The 19,682-nt window shown below is 66.0% G+C and carries 20 protein-coding genes; 10 read left to right on the forward strand and 10 right to left on the reverse strand.

Annotated features, from left to right (window positions below; translation table 11 throughout):
- Positions 1 to 12: 12 nt before the first annotated feature.
- The 10 genes from AC5Y3Z_RS02555 to AC5Y3Z_RS02600 are packed head-to-tail and all read right to left on the reverse strand — an operon-like array spanning position 13 to position 10,609.
- A complete protein-coding gene (locus AC5Y3Z_RS02555) occupies positions 13 to 696 on the reverse strand; it encodes a hypothetical protein (protein WP_473139150.1) in 684 nt (227 codons plus the stop codon).
- A complete protein-coding gene (locus tag AC5Y3Z_RS02560; RefSeq protein ID WP_473139151.1) occupies positions 693 to 1,307 on the reverse strand; it encodes an Rv1363c family protein in 615 nt (204 codons plus the stop codon). Before AC5Y3Z_RS02560 ends, AC5Y3Z_RS02555 begins: the two co-directional genes overlap by 4 nt.
- Positions 1,308 to 1,344: 37 nt before the next feature.
- The gene (locus AC5Y3Z_RS02565; protein ID WP_463827785.1) at positions 1,345 to 2,796 is read right to left on the reverse strand and encodes an MCE family protein; all 1,452 of its coding nucleotides are present in this window, start codon (positions 2,794 to 2,796) and stop codon (positions 1,345 to 1,347) included.
- Between the two features lie 2 nt (positions 2,797 to 2,798).
- Complete coding sequence (locus tag AC5Y3Z_RS02570; RefSeq protein WP_463827784.1) at positions 2,799 to 3,923, reverse strand: virulence factor Mce family protein; 1,125 nt, start codon at positions 3,921 to 3,923, stop codon at positions 2,799 to 2,801.
- Positions 3,924 to 3,955: 32 nt separating this feature from the next.
- Complete coding sequence (locus tag AC5Y3Z_RS02575) at positions 3,956 to 5,227, reverse strand: virulence factor Mce family protein (RefSeq protein ID WP_473139152.1); 1,272 nt, start codon at positions 5,225 to 5,227, stop codon at positions 3,956 to 3,958.
- Positions 5,224 to 6,489, reverse strand: a complete 1,266-nt coding sequence (locus AC5Y3Z_RS02580) for an MCE family protein (RefSeq protein WP_473139153.1) — start codon at positions 6,487 to 6,489, stop codon at positions 5,224 to 5,226. Before AC5Y3Z_RS02580 ends, AC5Y3Z_RS02575 begins: the two co-directional genes overlap by 4 nt.
- The gene (locus AC5Y3Z_RS02585; protein WP_473139154.1) at positions 6,486 to 7,514 is read right to left on the reverse strand and encodes a virulence factor Mce family protein; all 1,029 of its coding nucleotides are present in this window, start codon (positions 7,512 to 7,514) and stop codon (positions 6,486 to 6,488) included. Before AC5Y3Z_RS02585 ends, AC5Y3Z_RS02580 begins: the two co-directional genes overlap by 4 nt.
- Before the next feature lie 38 nt (positions 7,515 to 7,552).
- On the reverse strand, positions 7,553 to 8,959 hold the full coding sequence (locus tag AC5Y3Z_RS02590; protein ID WP_473139155.1) for an MCE family protein: 1,407 nt from the start codon (positions 8,957 to 8,959) through the stop codon (positions 7,553 to 7,555).
- A gap of 4 nt (positions 8,960 to 8,963) precedes the next feature.
- Complete coding sequence (locus AC5Y3Z_RS02595; protein WP_463827783.1) at positions 8,964 to 9,794, reverse strand: ABC transporter permease; 831 nt, start codon at positions 9,792 to 9,794, stop codon at positions 8,964 to 8,966.
- A gap of 44 nt (positions 9,795 to 9,838) precedes the next feature.
- Complete coding sequence (locus AC5Y3Z_RS02600; RefSeq protein ID WP_463827604.1) at positions 9,839 to 10,609, reverse strand: MlaE family ABC transporter permease; 771 nt, start codon at positions 10,607 to 10,609, stop codon at positions 9,839 to 9,841.
- Between the two features lie 521 nt (positions 10,610 to 11,130).
- Here AC5Y3Z_RS02600 and AC5Y3Z_RS02605 point away from each other — a divergent pair.
- The 10 genes from AC5Y3Z_RS02605 to AC5Y3Z_RS02650 all read left to right on the forward strand — a co-directional run bounded on the left by AC5Y3Z_RS02605 (position 11,131) and on the right by AC5Y3Z_RS02650 (position 19,674).
- Positions 11,131 to 11,874: a FadR/GntR family transcriptional regulator gene (locus tag AC5Y3Z_RS02605; RefSeq protein WP_463827603.1), complete on the forward strand. Its 744-nt coding sequence runs from the start codon at positions 11,131 to 11,133 to the stop codon at positions 11,872 to 11,874.
- Between the two features lie 145 nt (positions 11,875 to 12,019).
- The gene (locus AC5Y3Z_RS02610; RefSeq protein WP_473139156.1) at positions 12,020 to 13,015 is read left to right on the forward strand and encodes an amidohydrolase family protein; all 996 of its coding nucleotides are present in this window, start codon (positions 12,020 to 12,022) and stop codon (positions 13,013 to 13,015) included.
- Complete coding sequence (locus AC5Y3Z_RS02615; RefSeq protein ID WP_463827601.1) at positions 13,012 to 14,088, forward strand: DODA-type extradiol aromatic ring-opening family dioxygenase; 1,077 nt, start codon at positions 13,012 to 13,014, stop codon at positions 14,086 to 14,088. Before AC5Y3Z_RS02610 ends, AC5Y3Z_RS02615 begins: the two co-directional genes overlap by 4 nt.
- The gene (locus tag AC5Y3Z_RS02620) at positions 14,085 to 14,918 is read left to right on the forward strand and encodes an alpha/beta fold hydrolase (protein WP_473139157.1); all 834 of its coding nucleotides are present in this window, start codon (positions 14,085 to 14,087) and stop codon (positions 14,916 to 14,918) included. The genes AC5Y3Z_RS02615 and AC5Y3Z_RS02620 overlap by 4 nt, the downstream gene beginning before the upstream one ends.
- Complete coding sequence (locus AC5Y3Z_RS02625) at positions 14,915 to 16,219, forward strand: aromatic ring-hydroxylating oxygenase subunit alpha (protein ID WP_473139158.1); 1,305 nt, start codon at positions 14,915 to 14,917, stop codon at positions 16,217 to 16,219. The genes AC5Y3Z_RS02620 and AC5Y3Z_RS02625 overlap by 4 nt, the downstream gene beginning before the upstream one ends.
- Positions 16,220 to 16,221: 2 nt before the next feature.
- On the forward strand, positions 16,222 to 16,692 hold the full coding sequence (locus AC5Y3Z_RS02630; RefSeq protein ID WP_473139280.1) for an aromatic-ring-hydroxylating dioxygenase subunit beta: 471 nt from the start codon (positions 16,222 to 16,224) through the stop codon (positions 16,690 to 16,692).
- Positions 16,689 to 17,453 carry an SDR family NAD(P)-dependent oxidoreductase gene (locus AC5Y3Z_RS02635; RefSeq protein WP_463827598.1) on the forward strand — a complete coding sequence of 255 codons (765 nt, stop codon included), beginning with the start codon at positions 16,689 to 16,691 and terminating at the stop codon, positions 17,451 to 17,453. Before AC5Y3Z_RS02630 ends, AC5Y3Z_RS02635 begins: the two co-directional genes overlap by 4 nt.
- A 109-nt stretch (positions 17,454 to 17,562) precedes the next feature.
- Positions 17,563 to 17,997 (forward strand): ester cyclase, encoded by a 435-nt coding sequence (locus AC5Y3Z_RS02640; RefSeq protein WP_473139159.1) that lies wholly within the window; start codon positions 17,563 to 17,565, stop codon positions 17,995 to 17,997.
- Positions 17,998 to 18,218: 221 nt separating this feature from the next.
- A complete protein-coding gene (locus tag AC5Y3Z_RS02645) occupies positions 18,219 to 18,623 on the forward strand; it encodes a hypothetical protein (protein ID WP_473139160.1) in 405 nt (134 codons plus the stop codon).
- On the forward strand, positions 18,616 to 19,674 hold the full coding sequence (locus tag AC5Y3Z_RS02650) for an alcohol dehydrogenase catalytic domain-containing protein (protein ID WP_473139161.1): 1,059 nt from the start codon (positions 18,616 to 18,618) through the stop codon (positions 19,672 to 19,674). Before AC5Y3Z_RS02645 ends, AC5Y3Z_RS02650 begins: the two co-directional genes overlap by 8 nt.
- Positions 19,675 to 19,682: the final 8 nt, after the last annotated feature.

The following is a 19,682-nucleotide window of genomic DNA, read 5'->3' on the forward strand; positions in this document are numbered from 1 at the left end:
GACTCCCCTGCCTCAGACCGGATCGAACTTCGAGATCAGCCACCGGCCGTCGATCTTGTCGAGGGTGACCCGCACGCTGGACGCGGTGCTCGCGGGGGCGTCCTGGCCCACCACCACGTTCTGATTCACGAACAGCAGCACCACCGCGTGGTCGGGGGTCACCAACGTCGGCGCGGCGGCCGGCACGGTAGCCACCGCGGAAATCTGCTTCTGTTGCGCACCGGGGATCACCACGTCGCGGGTCAGCGTCGTGTACGCCTGCAGGAAGGCGCCGGTCAGTCGATTCCGCGCCGCCTCCAGGTCGGCCTGCACCGTGTTGGGCTTGTAGGACAGCAGTGCGATGGTGCCGTCGGCGGCGGCCCGCACCGCGTCGGTGTCGGTCGCCGCGGCGTTGCGGGTCGCGTTGTCCCGCCAGTCCAGCACGCCGACGACGCCGGTGAGCACCAGTGCCAGTGCGGGCAGCAGACCGTATGCGACAGTGCGCGACCAGTTCACCCGGCGCCACCGACTCGCGTGCTGCTCGAGGTCCGCGGCCTTAATGTCTTCGGCGTCGTCGATGTCTTCAGTCTCTGTGGTGTCTTCGGTGCCTTCGGCGCCTTCGGTGTCTTTGACGTCTTCGATTTCTTCGACGGTGTCGATGTCGACCACCGGCTCCGCATCGGTCTTTTTGTTGCGCCGCAACAGCATCGGACTCATTGCACAAACCCCACGTTAGACACCTTGATATCGGTGCCGACTCGCTGCACGTTGATCCGCATTCGCCAGGCCCGCGGCACCGGGTCGGGTTCGCCGGCGTTGGACGTACGCACCGACACCAGCACCAGAGCCTGTGCGCCGTCCGGTGTTTCGGATTCCAGCGCGGCCTCGGTGACGGTCCCCACGGTGACCGCTTTGGCCTGCTGAAGTACCTCGACGAACGGTTGCGACCGTTTGGCGAAGTCATCGTGGAACTGGCCGGTCGCGCCATCCAGTATCCGGCGCACGTCGGCGTCGGCGTGCTGCCAGTTGATGGTGGTCAGGTTCAGCGCGCCCTGCTTGGCCACCTGCAGGTAGTGACTGCGCTGCGCCTGCGTCTGCTGCGATTGGTGCAGCCGCCAACCCCACCAACCGGCCAGCCCGGTGAGGGCGAGCACCACGCACAAGCCGAACAGTGTCGCCCGTCGCGGCGCGGACATGGGCCTGCGCAACCGAGACTTGGCGCTAGGCTCGGACTCGGCGTCCGCGGCAACCGCGTCGCCGTCATCGGCTGGCTCCTGGATCTCGGCGCGGTCGTCCAAATCGATTGTGGCAGAACTTGATACGGTCATGCATGACTCCTTTCTAGCCATGGGTGAGCCGGTGCCGTCAGGGCGTTGGCGGCAGCAGCATCGATTGCCATGTCTTGTCCCTTGGTGCGTTCCGGGCGAGGTCGGACTGCGGGTGCACCTGACCGTCCGGACCGAAGAAGGTGCCGGTGGCGGGGTCGTAGGGTGTTGCCGCAAGCGGCGGAAGTGCCGGCGGCGGCGCCCCGGCGACTCCGGGCGGGGGCGGCAGCTGCGGGATGCTCTGCCCCGACACCGTCGCGTTCGGGTCTCCCTTCCAGGCGTCACCGTCGTTGAGCGGGACGAATTGCTGGTTGCTCTCGCACAGCTTCACCGTCGGCGCACGTTTGCCGGGCACCGTCTCGCACGGAATGTTGCGCGCGCCGCGCACATTGAGCCACGAGTCCTGCGGCACCCGGCAGTACAGGTCGCCGGGCGGGCGTGTCGGGTAGTCCACGAGGGAGGCGTTGCGCTGCTGCTGAGCGGGCAGAAAGCCGGTGGCGCAGGGCGGCGGCAGGTTGAGGTTCAGGTTGAAGCTCAGATATTGACCGTGGTAGGGCTGCTTGCTGTTGAGGTTGCCGAGGATGCCGGCCTGTTCGGCCGCGATGGCTTCTGGAAAGACCACCAGCAATTGCTCGATGTCGTTCTGGTAGGTGAGCGCGACCTGCCCGACGCTGACCAGATTGGCGAGCAGGATCGGCAGGGTCGGCTGCACACGCTCGAAGAGGTTGCGCATCTCGGCGAACGCCGGGCCACCCCCGTCGATGGTGCCGGCCACGGCATCGTCGTTGGCCTGCAATTCCGATGTCACAGTGGCCAGGTGGGATGCCCAGCCGGCGATCGCAGCCGAGGTGTGGGTCTGAGAATCCAGCACCGGCTTGGACTGGTCGATCAGTGCGAGCAACGGGTCGAGGTTCTTTCGGGCGTCGATCGCCAGGTTCGTCGACCCGGCGACCAATCGGGACAGCTCCGGTCCGAGTCCGCCCACCGCCGTATACGACTCGTCGACAACGGTTTTCAGGTTGTCCCGGGGGATCGCCTGCAAGGCGCCGTTGGCCGCGCTGAGCAGCGCGTTGATGTTGGGCGGTACCGACGTGTCGGGCCGCCGGATCACATCGCCGTCCTTCAGCGGCGCCGAGGTGGCGTTGCGGGGAAGCAACTCCAGGTAGGACTCACCGACCGCGGATTGACTGTGCACTTCGGCTTTGAGGTCGGACGGGATACCGACACCGGAATTCAGCGACAGCTCCGCGACGACCCCGCCGTCGCGCAGGCGCACCGACTGCACCCGGCCCACCTCGGTACCGCGGTAGGTGACGTTGCCGCTGCTGTACAACCCACCCGATTCGGGTAACTCCACCAACACGGTGTAGTGGCCGATCCCGAACATCATGGCGGGCAGCTGGACGAAGTGCAGCGCCATCACCGCCATCGCGATCAGTGCGATCACGCTGAAGACGGCCAGTTGAATCTTGACCCGCCGGTGTAGATGCAGCATTACGGCCCCTGATCCCAGTGGTACGGAATGGCCAGTGGATTGCCGGGGGTACCCCGGTAGCCGGAAGTGCACGGGCTGGGGTACTGGCCGATGGTGCGGCCCCACTGCAGTTCCAGCTGGGTCAGATGACACTCCCACCGGGTACCGGTGAAGAGCCCCTGGTCGATTCGGCTCAACGTCAGGTCGATGATCCCCGTCAGGTTCGCATAATCACCGCGCAGGAAATTCTCGAATGTCTCGTTCGGGAACGGGAAGGTAGCCAGCAGGCTGAGGGCTCGCGTCATGCTGGGCCCGGCGTTGGCAAGCGACTCCAGCACGGGCCCAAGCTGTTTGAGCTCGTTGACCACGTTCGTCTTGGTCCGGTTGACCGCGTCTGCGGTCAGCGCGCTGAATTTGGACAGCTGATCGGCCGCCATGACCAGGTTGTCCCGTTCGCTGTTGAGTACGGCGAGCGCGTCGGGGATGGTGGCCAGGGCGCGATCCAGCACCGGTTGCTGCTCGGCGAACTTGCCGACCAGGCGGTTGAGGCTGTCGGTGGCTGCGATGATGTCGCCGGACTGGTTGTTGACGTTCGCGGTGAAGGCGTCCAACTGGCCGATCAGGCTGCGCAGATCCTGCTCGCGACCACGGAACGCCGTGCTGAATGCCTCGGTGATGTCCTGGATCTGACCGATTCCACCGCCGTTGAGCACCAGCGACACCGCCGCCAGCGTCTGCTCGGTGCTGGGGTATGCACCGCCGCGGGACAGCGGAATGAGCGATCCCTCCCGCAGCTTGCCCTGCGGTGCTTCACCTTTGGGCGGCGGTGCCAGCTCGATGTGGTAGGACCCGAGCAGGCTGGTGGTGCCGATCTTGGCGGTGACGTTGGCGGGCAGCGATACGTCGCCATTGAGCCGCATGGTCAGCAGCGCATGCCAACCCTGTCGCTCGATCTTCTCGACGTGGCCCACGGTCACGTCGGCGACCCGGACCCGGGAGTTGGCCTGAATGTTGTTGACGTCGGGCATTTGCGCCTGAATCGAGAACGAGTCCGGGCCGTCACCCTGTGTGCCCGGCAGGGACAGCGAATTCAGCCCATGCCAGCCACAACCCGAGGTCGCAGCCACCAGCGCGAGCAGTGCCAGACCGGTGAACCGGTGCCGCCAGGATCGCGTTCTCACGAACCACCTCCCGGTGGGAGCATCATGCCGGGCAGTCCGGCCGCGGGATTGGTGGGGGTCGGCGCCGGGCCGGGGTCGGCGGGGGCCGGCGGCACGAAGTCCGGTCGCATCCAATCCTCGCTGTAGGTCACCTCATTGGGCCGGGCCTGCGCTCCGACGAACAGGTTCTCCCCGATCGGCGGGAAGTTGTACTGGCGGTTCTTGAAAATGGGCGCCATGTACTGGGCGCAGAGCTTGGCGGCCTGATCCCCACCCAGCCGGGAAGCAGCCTCGATTGCCCCGCACAGGAACGCAATCGGGTTGGCCATATTACTGCCCGCCAGTGCACCGGTCAGCGCGCCGTTGGCGGGTTCGAAGATGTTGTTGAAATTCTGCAGCACCGTCGGACCGATGTGCAGCGTCTGCTTGAGGTCATCGAGACTGGCGACCACCGCCTGGCTGATCGAAGCCAGCTTGTCCGAGGTGGTGCCGACCGCCTCGCGATGATCGGCGACAAAACTGCGCAGGTCGCCCACCACCGAATTGAGGTCCTCGAAGGCTTTGCCGACTTTATTCGGGTCGTCGGCCAGCACCGAGGTGACCGAAGCCAGGTTGCGGTTGAGCGATTCGAGCAGGTCGGCGCTGTCGTGCAGTGCGGTCACCAGAGTGGACAGGTCTTTGAAGGTGGTGAAGATGTCGTTGCTGTGGTCACCGAGCGCCGAAACCGCCTGCGACAGTTTGATAATGGTGTCGCGAATGGTGGATCCCTGGCCGCGCAGGTTGTCGGCGGCGGTGTTGATCAGTGAACCCAGGGTGCTCACCCCACCGGCCTGACTCGGCGCGAGCAGCTCGGTGAGGCGTTGCAATTGGGTGCGCAGGTCGTCCCATTCGACCGGGACCACGGTGCGGTCCTGCGGTATCTGGGCGCCGTCGGCCATGGTGGGCCCGCCGCTGTAGGGCGGGGTGAGCTGGATGGCCCGACCGGTGACCAGTTGCGGCGACAGGATCGCGGCCTTGGCGTCGGCGGGAACCTTGTACTGGCGGTCAAACCAGAAGGTCACCTTGGCGCGTAACGGTTGTGGCTCGATCTTGACGATCTTGCCGACCGGGACGCCCCGGATCCGCACGTCGTCGCCGGCGAACAGGCCATTGCTGTTCTCGAAGTAGGCCACCACCTGGTTGCGTTCGGACCGGTCGGTCGCCCGCATCGCCACGACCACGCCCGCGACCAGAATCAGGGCGAGTACCGTGCCGAGCACGGACCGGGGGCGCCGGAGTCTGGTTGTCACGGTTCACCTCCCGGCGACTGCAGGGCCTGCGTTGGGACAGCGGCCGGGACCTGCGCGGGTGGGCCGGGTGGCGGTCCACCGGGCGGCGGCGCCGGCGGCTCGACCCGGACCGGGTAGCGAGGATCGCCGGGGTTGCCGGTGATCGCGTCGGGCAGGGTCATCCGCGGCGGGCCGCCCTGCCCGGTCCGGGGGTACGGCATCGGCAGTGGCGGGGTTCCCGGCTGACCGGTCTGCGGGTCGGTCAGCTGCGAAGGCAGCAGGGTGGCCGGGTCCAACCCCAGGTCGGAGAACGCCGCGCCGATGAACGGTTGAATGAACTGTCCCGGAAGCAGATTGACCACATATGCCTTGAAGAAGGGACCGGATGACACCGACTCCCCCAGCGACATCACATAGCTGTTGATCATGGGGATCGCCTGCTGGATTCGCTCTTTGCGGTTCTCGACAATGGCCAGCACCCCGTTGAGCTTGTCCAGCGCTGGACGCAACTGCTCCCGGTTTTCTGCGATGAAACCTTTCAGCTGCTGCGATACCGCCGACATGTTGGTCCAGATGTGGCCCAGCGCTGCGCTCTGCATCCGCAGCTGAGCCAGCAGCGCGTTCGTATCATGCACCAGGTTCACGATCTGGTCGGTGCGCTTGGCCAGCACTCCGGTGGCCTTGGCCGCATTACTGAGCAGGGTGCGCAGTTGCGCGTCGCGCCGGTCGAGTGTCTCGGCGAACCGCGCCACGCCCAGCAGAGCGTTGTGCAGATCCGGTGGGGTGTCGGCGAAGGTGTGCGCCAGCGTGCTCAACGACCCGGACAACTGCTCGGTGTTGAGCCCGCTGACGGTGTTCGCCAGGTCGCCGAGCGCCTCGGGCAGCTGGTAGGGCGAAATGGTGCGCTCGATGGGAATCGGGCCGGCGAGCGAACCACCGCCGCGCGGCAGGACGTCGATGATCTTGCTGCCCAGCAGGCCCTTGGTCTTGATGGCCGCCTCGGTGCGGTCCCCCAGCCGGATGTCCTTGCCCACCTTGAACCTGACCAGAACACCCGACGGCTCGAGATCGATGCTGGACACCTTGCCCACCGGATAGCCCGAAACCTCGACGGTGTTGCCGTCGCGCAACCCACCTGCATCGGCGAAATAGGCGGACACGTCCCTGCCGTCGTTGAAGAAGGGCAGCTTCTGGTAGTTCAGCGCCGCCAGGACGACACCGGTAACCGCCACCAGGCCGACGGCGCCGATGATCAGCGGGTTGCGTTCGGAGAAGCTTTTCATTTCGGCGCACACCGTCCCGTGCTCTGGCCGGCCACCTTTACGTAAACCGGCTGTCCGCCTTTGCCGTTGACCTTGAGCACTACATCGCAGAAGTAGAAGGCGAAATAGTCGCCGTAGATGCCCTGGCGCACCAGAGCCTGATACTTGTCGGGCAGCGTGTTGAGCAAGTTGTCCAGGTAGTCGTGATCGGCCACCGCGATCGCGGCTGCCCGGTCGGTCTCGTGCACCACCTTGCGGAACGGTTCGCGGGCCTGCGCCATGAGGTCGGCCACCGAACCGGCGGCGGCGTTGGTGTAGGCCACCGCATTGGTGATGTCGTTCTTGCGTGCGGCCAGCCCGTGAATCAACTCCGCTAGTGAGCTGACCGCCTTATCCAACCGATCGCTCTGTCCGCCAAGCGAACCCAGCACCACGTTGAGGTTCGTGATCACCTGCCCGAAGAGCTCGTCACGGTCGGCGAGCGTATTGGTCACCGCGGCAGCCTGATTCAGGAACGAGCCGATGGTGGGCCCCTGACCTTGAAAGGCCTCGAGCAACTGTTCGCTCAGCGCATTGACCTGATCGGGGTTGAGCGCCCGGAACAGCGGGCGGAAGCCGCCGATCAACGCATCCAGATCAAGCGCCGGCTGGGTGCGGGCCACCGGAATCGTCTGGCCGGGGCGCAGCACCGCAACCCCGCCCGCACCCTCCTGCAACGCCAGGTAGCGATCCCCGAACAAGTTGTCGTACTGGATCGCCGCCCGGGTTCCCTCGGTGAGGGTCACCGACTTGTCGGCGGTGAACTCGACATGCACGGTCGCATCGGGGTTGACCGAGATGGCGTTGACCTTGCCGACCTCCACGCCCGCGATGCGGACCAGTTTGCCCTCGCGCAGGTTGGACACATTGGTGAACTCGGCATAGTAGGTGTTGCCCGCACCGAACCGCACCTCGCCGAATACCCCGACCAGCAACGTCGCGGCAAGTCCACACACGCCCAGGAAGATGGCGAGGCGTAACACGATGCCTCTGAGGTTCTCCCGCATTGTGTGTTCTCTCCTGGGCGGATGGGGGTGGGTTGGGATCAGTTGGGACCCGGTTGCGGCGGGCCCGGCTCGCTCGGTGGTGGCGGCGGGGGTGGCACCCCCGCCGGGGCGGGGTCGCTCGCCGGGGCGGCGGGTGGCACTCCCGGCCACAGCGGCACGCCACCTGGGCCGTACAGCGGCGCCCCGTACGGTGGTGCGCCCGGGTTCGGTCCGATCGCCGGCCCGGGAAGGCACTGGCGGATCGACGGCGGCTCGGGTGTCCCCCGGGTCACCGGAAGGTAGTTTGCCCAACACGGATGTCCCAGACCGGGATTGGGGCGGATGTCGAGGCCGTCGCCCCAGCCGGTGTTGGTGATCAACTGGCGCACCGGGAAGTTCTTCGACGCGTCCGGCAGCGACCCGCAGCCCGGTTTCCCGCCGGGTCCGCCCTTGGCCGCGACGCGCGGCAGGTTGTCGGGAAAGACGTAGGGATCGTTGCCCAGCAGCAGCGCGACATCCAGTTGCAGCGTGCGGCCGTCGCCACCCCAGGCCGCATAGCCTCCGTTGTCCAGATACCACTTGGTGCCCTGCAGGAAGCAGGTGTACTCCGGGCTGTACTTGAACAGCAGATTGGTAGTCGGTTCCAGGCCGTTGATCCCGTTGACCAGGTTGTCTCTACTGTTGCCGAGCAGATTGGTGCCGGCGCCCGAGAAGCCGATGATGTTGAGCAGCAACGCATCCAGCGACTTGGCATGGTCTACCACCGTCGAACTGGTGGTGCTGCCGGCATTCAGGATCGCCACCAGGTTTCGGGCCGCGCGGTCGTAGGTGTCGTTGAAATTCTTGAAGGAACGCCAGTCCTGGCGCATGGTTTCGCTACGCGCGTTCAGGGCCTGCAGCACCTGGTTGAGGTCGGTAGTGGCCCGGCCCATCCGCGGGCCCTGGCCGCGCACGCCGTCGGCGACCGCAGACAGCACCGCGTTCAGCTTGACCGGATCGATCATCTTCAACAGATCGACGACATTCTGGAAAACTGTGTTGACTTCGGTGCTGACGTTTGTCGAGCGCAGCTCCGCACCCGAAGCCAACGGGGTCCGGCTCGGGCTGTCCGGATAGACGAGTTCGACGAATTTTGCGCCGAAAGCGGTGGTGGCACTGATCTTTGCCTGCACATTGGACGGGATGTAGCGGATCTGGTCGGGGTCGATCTCCAGCTTCAAGCTGGCGGCGTTCCGCGCGTCGCCGACGGCACCGACCCGTCCGACCTGCACACCCCGCATCTCGACCTTGGCACCTTCCTCCATGACCAGTCCCGCACGATCAGAAGTCAGGGTCACCGGCACATAGGACCGGAATGTGCCGGCGAACGCCGTCGTCGTGACGAACATGAAGACGCCGACAGCCGCCAGCAGGATCACTGTCCACCAGGCCGAAGGGATGCGGTGCTCTCCCGCAGCATGTTTCATGTCGCTAACCCGCAAGATGGAAGTTGCCGGACTGGCCGTACACCGCCAGGGTGATCATCACGATCTCCACCGCCGCGACCACCATCGAGGTGCGCACCGCCCGGCCGACCGCCTCGCCGACGCCGGCCGGACCGCCGTGCGCGTTGAACCCGTAGTAGGTGTGCACGAGCATCATCACGACGGTGATCGCCACCACCTGGAAGAAGGACCAGATGATGTCGCGGGGGCTGAGGAAGGTGTTGAAATAGTGGTCGTACACACCGGATCCCTGCCCGTAGATCGCGGTGGTGCCGGCGCGAGATGCGAGAAATGCCATCATGATTGCCACGCAGTACAGCGGAATGACGACCACGACGCCGGCCACCACCCGAGTCGATGCCAGGTAGCTGACGCTGCGGATGCCGATCACCTCGAGCGCGTCGATCTCCTCGTTGATCCGCATCGCGCCGATCTGCGCGGTCGCGCCGGCACCGATGGTCGCCGACAGCGCGACCGACGCGGTTCCCGGCACGATCAGCCGCACATTGAAGTAGGCCGACGCGAAGCCGGTCAGGGCTTCGATACCCACCGAAGACAGCTGGTTGTAGCCCTGCACCGCCACCAGGGCGCCGGTGGTCATGGTCAGGAACCCGACGATCACCACGGTGCCGCCGATCATCGCCAGCGCCGCAGCGCCCAAACCCATTTGGGCGATCAGCCGGAGCAACTCACCGCGGTAGTTGACCACCGCGTCCGGAATGGACCCCAATGTCCCGGCGTAGAAATGCATCTGGGACCCGACCCGATTCCAGCCCAGCACGACGTTGCCGACCGCGCGCCGCAATCGGGGTGCCATTGCAGCCGGAACACTCACGGAGGCGGTCGTATGTGTCATTGCACTCATGTCACCGTGAACTGGATACCGACGGCGGTCACAATGACATTGATCGCGAACAGCACCATGAAGGTGAACACGACCGTCTCGTTGACCGCGTTGCCGACGCCGGCCGGGCCGCCACCCACCGAGATGCCCATGTAGCAGGCGATCAGCCCGGCGGCCATACCGAACAGCGCCGCCTTGACCAGCGAGACGATGACGTCGCCCAGACTGGTGAGCGTCGTCAGTCCGGTGACGAACGCTCCCGCCGAGACGTGCTGGACGTACACCGTGAAGAAGAAGGCACCGGACAGCCCCACCACAGTCACCGCCGACTCCAGCGCCAGCGCCACCGTGGTGGCCGCCAGCACGCGCGGAACCACCAGGGCTTGTAAGGGGTTGATTCCCATCACCCGCAGTGCGTCCAGTTCCTCGCGGATGGTGCGCGCGCCGAGGTCCGCACACATGGCGGTGGCGCCGGCGCCCGACACCACCAAAACGGTGACGATCGGCGCGATCTGGTTCACCGTGCCGACGGCCGCCCCGGTTCCGGAGAAGTCGCCGGCACCGATCTCGGTCAACAGGATATTGAAGATGAACGTCAGGATCACCGAGTAGGGCAGCGTCATCATCAACGCGGGCAACATCGATACGCGCGCCACGAACCAACTCTGGTTCAGATATTCATGCCAGGCGATCGGCGGCCTGAACATCAACACGAAGGCGTCCAGCGACATCGCGAAGAAACCGCCGACTGCCCGCAGCGGCTTGGTGGCGACGGCCGAGGTCAGCATCAATTCCCCCCCGAAACACAGGGGCGTGCACCGACCACACCGGCGACAGCAGTCGCCTGCGGTCGTGCAGAGAAAAGGGTGGCCGAGGGCATGTGGGAACGCTATCCAGCGCGCCGGTCCGCCGACTGCTCCATCAAGAGGGATAATCAGTACCCCAACAGGGGCACTTTCGCCGCCAGCACGGGAAACGGCGTCTTGTGTTTGCTGGGCACACGTCCAACTACCGGCAGCGACCGGCCGCCGCCCGTCCGGCCCGGCCGACCGGATCTGTGATCACAACGCCAGTTCCGCAACTGCACCGGGCGCCAGACACCTTCATCCTCCGACATCGCGATTACGTTGTGCGACAACCATATTGGTGGCGCTCGAGCCGGACTCCGGCGCACCGCGCGCGTCCGGAGGCCGGTGCCGGCGCCGCCCGCCATCGGCGGATGGCGCATGCCTGTCTCAATGGGGAGCCCGATTCTGCCAGACTTGTGTTGCGGCGCTACCGTGGCGCCGACGATCCGGAAGGGGACTGCGTGCCACCTCGCGAACAGCCGCCGGGTTCGTCTCGCGGCCCTTCTCGGGCGGAACGCGTCGCCGCAGACTTGGAACACGAGATTCTGCACGCCCGCCTGCCGGTAGGCGCCCATCTGGGCCGCCGCTCGGAGATCATGGACCGGTTCGGGATCAGCCCAACGGTGATGAACGAAACGTTGCGGATTCTGCGCGACCGCGACCTGGTCGCGGTCAAACCCGGCCCGGGCGGCGGGATCACCGTGGCCAGTGCGCCCCCGCAGGTGCGATTGGGCGCCCTGGACCTGTGGTTCCAGCCGTCCACACCGCACCCGTTGGACCTTTTCGAAGCGCGGTTGTATCTGGAGTTCGGCCTCACCAAGGCGGCGTTCGAACGGGCCACCAGTGCCGACATCACCGCGATGCGTGCGGCGATGGCGACGCTGCGGGCCAGCACCGACGCGCCGCGATTCTTCGACTCCGTCATCGCCTTTCATCGGGTGGTCGCTGCTGCAGCCCACATCCCCGTCCTGGAAGGCATGCACCAGTTGCTCGTCACCAGTATCAGGGCGATGCTGACCCGGGTGGTCTTCGTCGCCGGTTATGAACCGCTGTTGGCCAACAGCCTCGACGTCCATGACGACATCGTCGCGGCTATCGCCCTGCACGATCAGGCGTCGTTCGTCGACGCCATCAACCGGCATGATCAGGACCTGATCCGCGTGGATGATCCGGACCGGACACCGAACACACCGCAGCATCCCTGACCGACCGCGTCCCACGGCACTCCATCGCACCTTTCCGGTTGCCTCACGCAGCCTAAGGAATTGTGCAGCTATTTCTTGAATTATGAATGCATAATATCCTAGCCTAGTCCCCGAGCAACCTGCCCCGACGACGTCGCGCGGAGCCATGATCGCCAACACCGACCCTCTCCCGGGCATCATCGACGTCCACACCCATGCCATCGACGCCGAGATGCCGGACTTCGGTGCTGCGTATCCGCAGGATTGCTGGCCGAGCCTGCAACGCACCGACGAGACCGGTGCCTGGTTGGCGTTCGGCGGCCGGCGATACCGCCGGATCGACCACCGGAGCTGGTCGACGACCGCACGCCTGGCCGACATGGATCGTTACGGTGTTGCAGTTCAGGTGCTTTCGCCCATTCCGGTGACCCTCTGCTATCGCGCGTGCGCGCACGGAGCGGCCGAACTGGCGGCGTTGCAGAACGACTTCTTCGCCCGGGTCACTTCCCGGCACCCGGATCGTTTCACCGCGCTGGGTGCTGTCGCCCTGCAGGACCCGGACCGGGCTGTCGATGAGTTGCGCCGGTGCATGCAGACCCGCGGCTTCCTCGGCGTCGAAATCGGGACCCGGGTTGCTGACGTCGAATTAGCCGACCCCAGCCTGGACCGGTTTTTCGGCGTGGCGGCGGAACTGGGCGCGTTCATCCTCGTGCACCCCAGCGACCAGGATGTGCCGGCCCGGGTGCGCGAGCTCGGGTTGGGTTTCGGCGCCGGCATGCCGGTCGAGACGACGCTGGCGGCGGCAGCACTGTTGGCCGGTGGCGCGCTGGCTCGTCGGCCGGTCGCGCGCATCTGCCTGGCACACGGCGGCGGTGCGCTGCCCGCCCTGATCGGCCGGCTGGACAAGGCTGCCGTCATGGCGGGCATCCCCGTCGACTCACCCGAGCTACCGAGCCGGTTGGTCCGCCGGCTGTGGTGCGACAGTCTGACCTATCGCGACACGGCCCTGCATGAGGCAGTCGATGTATTCGGTTCCGGCAACGTGGTTTTCGGTTCCGACTATCCCTTTGCCGCGATGCCCGAGCCGCTGGACGACGTGATCTCGACCCTGTCGGCCGACCTTCGGCACAAGATCTGCCGCAGTAACTTAGGAGCAGCATGACGCAGTTTCTGGGTCTGGGCCTGACCCACTACCCGCTGCTGGCCGGTACCGACGAGCACATGGCCGACCTGTTGCGTTGGACCCTGCAAGATCCCGACATCCCGGCCGAGGTCAAGGATCCCGCGGGCTGGCCGGCGTCGATGCGCGCCGAGTGGGGCACCGACGGCGGTCTCGTCGCCGCCGCGCACCATCGAAAGATATTGGTGGACAATCTTGCTCGTTGCCGGGCAGCGCTCGACGACTTCGCGCCCGACGTGGTCGTGGTGTGGGGTGACGATCAGTACGAGAACTTCCGCGAAGAAGTGATCCCGCCATTCTGCGTGCTCGCCTACGGTGACGTCGCCGTCAACCCCTTCGAGCTGATGACGCGCCGCGGCAGCCCGAACCCCTGGGGCCTGCCCGAGGACACCACGATCACCCTGCACGGGGCCGCCGACGAGGCGCGCCGGCTGGCGAACGATCTCATCGGGGCCGGCTTCGACATCGCCTACTCCTACCGCAAACGCCCCGAATCGCCTTTCCCGCATGCGATTGTGAACACCCAACTCTTCTTGGACTACCCCAACGCGGGAGCCTGTTTCGACTATCGGCTGCTCCCGATCACCGTCAATTGCTATGGCCAGCACGCGATCACCCGCCGGGGCGGCCTGGCCAGGTTCGCCGAGATCGCCGCGGAACAACTGGACCCGTCCGGCCCGACTCCGGCGCGTTGCTTCGAGTTGGGTCGTGCGGTGGCGAAAGCGCTGCGGGATTGCGAGCTACGGGTCGCGCTGGTGGCATCGTCGAGTTGGTCGCACGCGTTTCTGACCGACAAGACCTGGCACCTTACCCCCGACACGGCCGCCGATCACCGGCTCTATCGACTGTTCGCCGCGCGCGACTACGCCGCCTGGCGGGCCACTCCCAGCCGCGACATCGTGGACTCCGGTCAGCACGAGATGCTGAACTGGTTCTGTCTGACCGGTGCCGTCGAAGAACTGGGCCTGGAGCTGACCTGGTCAGAACTGATCACCACGGATGTCTTCAACTCCAACAAGTGTTTTGCCGTGTTCCAGGAAGGATGCCCCCGATGACGACGTCAGCCACCGCCGACCTCGACTCCCGCAACATCGACGCCGCCGGCGTCGCTACCACCTACCTGCAGGCCGGCTCCGGTCGCCCGATCCTGATGCTGCACGGGTCCGGGCCGGGAGCGTCCGCGCTGGCCAACTGGCAGCACAACATCGCGGCCTTGGCGCACCGGTTCCGGGTGCTGGCTCCCGACATCGTCGGCTTCGGCGGCACCGAGCGGCCCGACGACATTGTCTATTCGCTGCGCACCTGGACCGATCACGTGTGGTCCTTTCTCGACGCGCACGGCATCGTGCAGACCTCGATCGTCGGCAACTCGCTGGGCGGCCGCATCGCGCTGCAGATGGCGACCGACCGGCCGGATCGCGTCGAAAAGATGGTGCTGATGGGCGCCCCCGGGGTCGGTATGACACCCACCGCCGGACTGGCGGCGCTGCGTGCCTACCAACCGTCGCACCGGGCGATGCGCGACCTGCTGCGCAACTATTTCGCGGTCGACCCGACCATGATCACCGACGAACTCGTCGACAGCCGCTACCGGGCCAGTATCGCCGGCGGGGCCCACGAAGCCTATCGCGCAATGTTTTTCGATTCCCGGCACGCCGGATCACAACTCGGCATCACCGAATCCGAGGCGCGTGCCATCGCCACTCCGACGCTGCTGGTGCACGGCCGGGAGGACAAGGTGGTGCCGATGGACGTCTCGGTGACCATGGTGGGTCTGCTACCCAATGCCGACCTGCATGTGTTCAGCGCCTGCGGGCACTGGACCCAGATCGAGCGGGCCGACGAGTTCACCGCACTGGTCGCCGACTACCTGAGCCGCCCATGAGCACCGAGGCGGAACCCGGACTCGCCCGGCCGACCACAGCGCTGTTGCCGATCGTCGATGAGGACGCCGCAGCCGGCAGGTTCCGGGTGCACCGGTCGGCGATGACCGCACCCGACATCCATCGAGCCGAAGTGGACCGGATCTTCGCCACGTCCTGGCTCTACGTCGGACACGAATCGGAGATCCCCCATCCGGGCGACTTCGTTCGGCGACCGATCGGCGGACGACCGGTCTTCATGGTGCGCGGCGTCAAGTCCGGCAACGTCAACGTGTTTCACAACACCTGCACGCATCGCGGGGCCTTGGTGTGCCGGCAGGAATCCGGCAATTCCAAGGTATTCCAGTGCTTTTACCATGCGTGGACCTTCGACTCCGAGGGTCGGCTCAAGGGTGTGCCGGACCGCGACGCCTACGCCGACGGGTTGAATTTCGACGAGCTCGGCCTGCGCCGGGTGGCGCGGGTCGACTCCTACCGTGGGTTCGTGTTCGCGAGTTTCGACGCCGGCATCGTGGACCTGCCGACCTACCTGGCCGGGGCCAAGGACTACATCGATCTCGTTGTGGACGGTTGCGGCGGTTCGGCCGAGATCATCCGCGGTACCAACCAGTACAGCTTCGATGCCAACTGGAAGCTGTTGGTGGAGAACAGCGTTGACGGCTACCACGCCGAGTCCACACACGACACCTACTTCAAGTACCTGGTCTCCATCGGGACCGACCTGCGTGGCGGGGTCAGTGGTACGGCCATCGACCTCGGCAACGGTCACACCGTCATCGAGTACAGCTCACCGTGGGGACGCCCGGTGGCGAAGTGGGAACCGCTGTTCGGCGACCACGCCCGCACCGAAATCGACCGACTGCGTGCAGATCTGGTGGCCAAGCACGGTGAGTGGCGTGCGCACGCCATGTCCGAGGTGAACCGCAACATGCTGATCTATCCGAATCTGATCATCAACGACATCATGTCCGTGACGGTGCGCACCTTCTACCCGCCCACCGCGGATGCCGTCGACGTCACCGCCTGGGCACTGGGCCCGTCCGATGAAACCGAGGCGTTGCGCCGACGCCGGTTGGACAGCTTTCTGACATTTCTCGGTCCGGGTGGTTTCGCCACCCCCGACGACCTGGAGGCGCTGGAATCCTGCCAACAGGGCTTCGCCAGCGGCGGCGTCGAATGGAACGACATTTCGCGCGGGATGGGACGTGATCCGATGGCCAACGACGAGGAACAGATGCGGGTGTTCTGGCGGCGTTGGCAACACCAGATGGGTGACGCCGCGGACCTGGCCGGTGTGCGGTGACAATGCGTCACCAGGTCGAGGAGTACCTGTACGCCGAAGCCGCCCTGCTGGACAGCTGGGCGCTGGACGACTGGCTGTTGCTGTTCGACAAGGACGCCAAGTACGAGGTGCCGTGCAATGATGCCCGCGACGGCGACCCGGCGCACGACCTGATGCTCATCGACGACAACCTGGTGCGGTTGGCGGCCCGCGTCACGCGGCTGAATAGTCGGCGCGCCCACCGCGAGTACCCGCACTCCCGAACGAACCATCAGGTGTTCAATGTCCGGGTCGACGAAGGATCGGTCGGTGAACTGGCGGTGACCGCGTCGTTCACGGTGTGGCGGTTCCGGTCGGGCCGCACCAATTGCTATGTCGGCCAGTACCATTACCGGCTTGGTAACGGCGCGGATGGCCTGCGGATTCGCTGCAAACGCGCGGAACTGGACCTGACGGACCTGCGGTCGGTCGGCGACGTGGCGATCATCCTGTGAGCGGCGCACTGCACGGTCGGACGGCAATCGTCACCGGCGCCGCATCCGGTATCGGCCGGGGCATCGTTGCGCGCCTCATCGCTGACGGTGCAGGGGTTTTCGCAGCAACCCGCAACGCGGAGGAGCTCGAACTGCTCTGCGGCCAAACCGGTATCAGCGGCGGGCACTTCGGTGAGCTGCACCACCCCGGCGTGGCGGCCGAGTTGGTGGCAGCCGCGCTGGAAACCCTCGGTCATCTCGACATCCTGGTCAACAATGCCGGTGGCGGCGTGATTCGCCCGACCCTCGAACACACCGAGGAAACGCTGCGGGCCACCATCGACAACAACCTGTGGACCGCGATCCACTGCGTGCGAGCGGTGTTGCCGCACATGATTTCTCGCGGCTACGGCCGGATCGTCAACATCGGTGCCGACTCGGTGCGCACCGGGCTGATCGATCACGCCATGTACAACACCGCCAAAGGTGGCGTGCACGCCATGGTCACCGGCCTGGCCCGCGAATTCGGCACCGCCGGAATCACCGCCAACACCGTTGCGCCGTGTTATGTGCGCACCCCCGAACTCGCCGAGACCCTCGACTCCGGCACGGCGCCGGCGCGACTGCACCGTGTCGTCGAGCAGGGAACTGGGCTTGTCCCCCTCGGGCGACCCGGAGATCCGGCCGAGGTCGCCGCGGCCGTGGCGTTCCTGGCCGGTGACGACAGTCGCTTCGTCACCGGGCAGACCATCTATGTCAACGGCGGCGCCAGCATGGGCTGAGCACCGGACGGCACCCCCAAGGGGCGGCAGAAGACCTCCCATCGGTGTGACGAATCGGCACCGGTCGACGCGTTACCGTAGTTGCCCAGCCAACGATTGGACATTGCGCATGACCGCCACGACCACCGACCTCGCCGGCTACCCGGCCCGCTATTTCGCTGCGTGGAACCGGCGTGACCTGGACACCGCGCTGACCGCGATTGCCGAGACGGTGCACTGGGTGGACCCCTCCCTGCCCGAGCCGATCACCAATCACGAGCAGGCCGGCAACTTCTTCACCGCATCCTGGGCAGGCTTTCCCGACCTGACCTTCGAGGCGGTAGGTGCGCCGCTGGTTGATACCCCCAACCGCCGGGTCACCCAGGAGTGGCGGATGACCGGCACGCACACCGGCGCAGACTTCCCCCCGGGTGTGCCGGCGTCCGGCCGATCGTTCGATATCCCGGGCATGGATGTCTGGGAGGTCGACGGCGACGGCCGCGCGGTGTCGGTGCACGCCTATTGGAACGTCGCCGCGCTGCTTGCCCAACTCGGCCTGAACTAACCACCGCCAGCGTCTGCGCGCGCCTTCAGCGCACCCGCAATTTCGTGTGCCCGGAGTCCGGACAGCAGCTGCCGGCCGCCGGCCGACAGTGACGCAACCGATTGGTCGCCACCCATATCCCTACCGGGATACGAAGAAGTCCACCATGGGGAAATGTCAGTAGCCCGCCCGGCGGCCTACGTTTGTGAGAGCAGTCACAGCGACCTGGAAGTGGTTGGGAAATGGGCTTTTTCAAAGATCTCGATGAGTTGGACACCTACATCGGCGGGGTATTCCGCGATGCCGGCGCACACCCCGAATCCGGTCCGAAGCTGCGCGCCGCCAACATCGTCATGCGAGTGATCTACACCGATCCCGACTGCGAGATGACCATGGTCTTCCGCGACGACTACCAGGTGATCCCCGGTCCCAACGACGTGAAGCCCGACGTCACCCTGCTGATGCGTGGCGACACCGCCGACCAGTTCTGGCGCGGCGAGTACAACCTGGCGATCGGGTTGGCCAAGGGGCACGTCAAGGCCAAGGGCCCGGTCAATAAGATCCTCAAGCTGGTGCCGCTGACCAAGCCGTTGTTCCCGATGTACCGGGAGAAGGTCGCTCCCAAGGACGCGGCGACCCATGCCTGACACGATGCGCGCGGTGGTCCTGCGGGCACCACATCTCGTCGAGGTGGCAGAGGTTCCCGTACCCGAAATCGCCAGTCCCACCGACATTCTGCTGCGGGTGGAACGGACCGCCATCTGCGGTACCGACCTGCACCCGTACGAGGGTCGACTCGACGTCGAACCCGACATCGTGCTCGGACACGAATTCCTCGGCACGGTGGTCGATGCGGGCGTCGCGGTCAGCCAGTTCAGCACCGGCGACCGGGTGGTCGGTTCGTGTGTGGTGAGTTGCGGTTCGTGCTACCAGTGCCGACGGCACCAGCCCGGCAACTGTGCGGGCTCGCGGATATTCGGCCTCGGTCTGGCGCTCGGCGACCTGGCCGGCGGGCAGGCCGAGTACGTCGTGGTGCCCAACGCCGACCGGACGGCACGGTTGGTGCCCGGTGGTGGCGCAGTCAACGTCGACGACATCCTGTTCGCCGGCGACATCATGACCACCGGGTACGAAGCCGTCGCCCGCGCGCTACGGCCCGGCGACACCGTCGCGGTCGTCGGCGCCGGCCCGGTCGGGTTGTGCACTGCAATGGCCGCCCTGGCGCTCGGAGCCCTGCGGGTGGTCGTCATCGACAAGGTCGACACCCGCCTCAAGGAGGCGGAAAACCTTGGCGCCGGGGCGGTGAACGCCGCCCAGACCGATCCCGCCGATGCCGTGCTGGACATGACCGACTGGCGCGGAGCCGACCTGGTCATCGACGCCGTCGGCCACGAATCGGCTCTGCTGTCCGCGATTTCGCTGGTCCGTGCCGGCGGGACGCTGTCGATACCCGGCGTCTACACCGAGGACGCACTCACCATTCCATTCGGCGAGCTCTACCTCAAAGGGGTCACTGTCCAGATGGGCGTCTCGCACATCACCGAGTACATCGATGAAGTCATTGCCCTGACCGCGGCCGGCAAACTCAGCCCGAGCTCGATCATCTCGCACCAGATGCCCATGTCGCAGGCCGCGGAGGCCTACCGCATGTTCGAAGCCCGCGAGGCTACCAAGATCGTCCTGGACCCGAAGGCCTGATATGACGA

The organism is Mycobacterium sp. NGS61, from assembly GCF_059812325.1.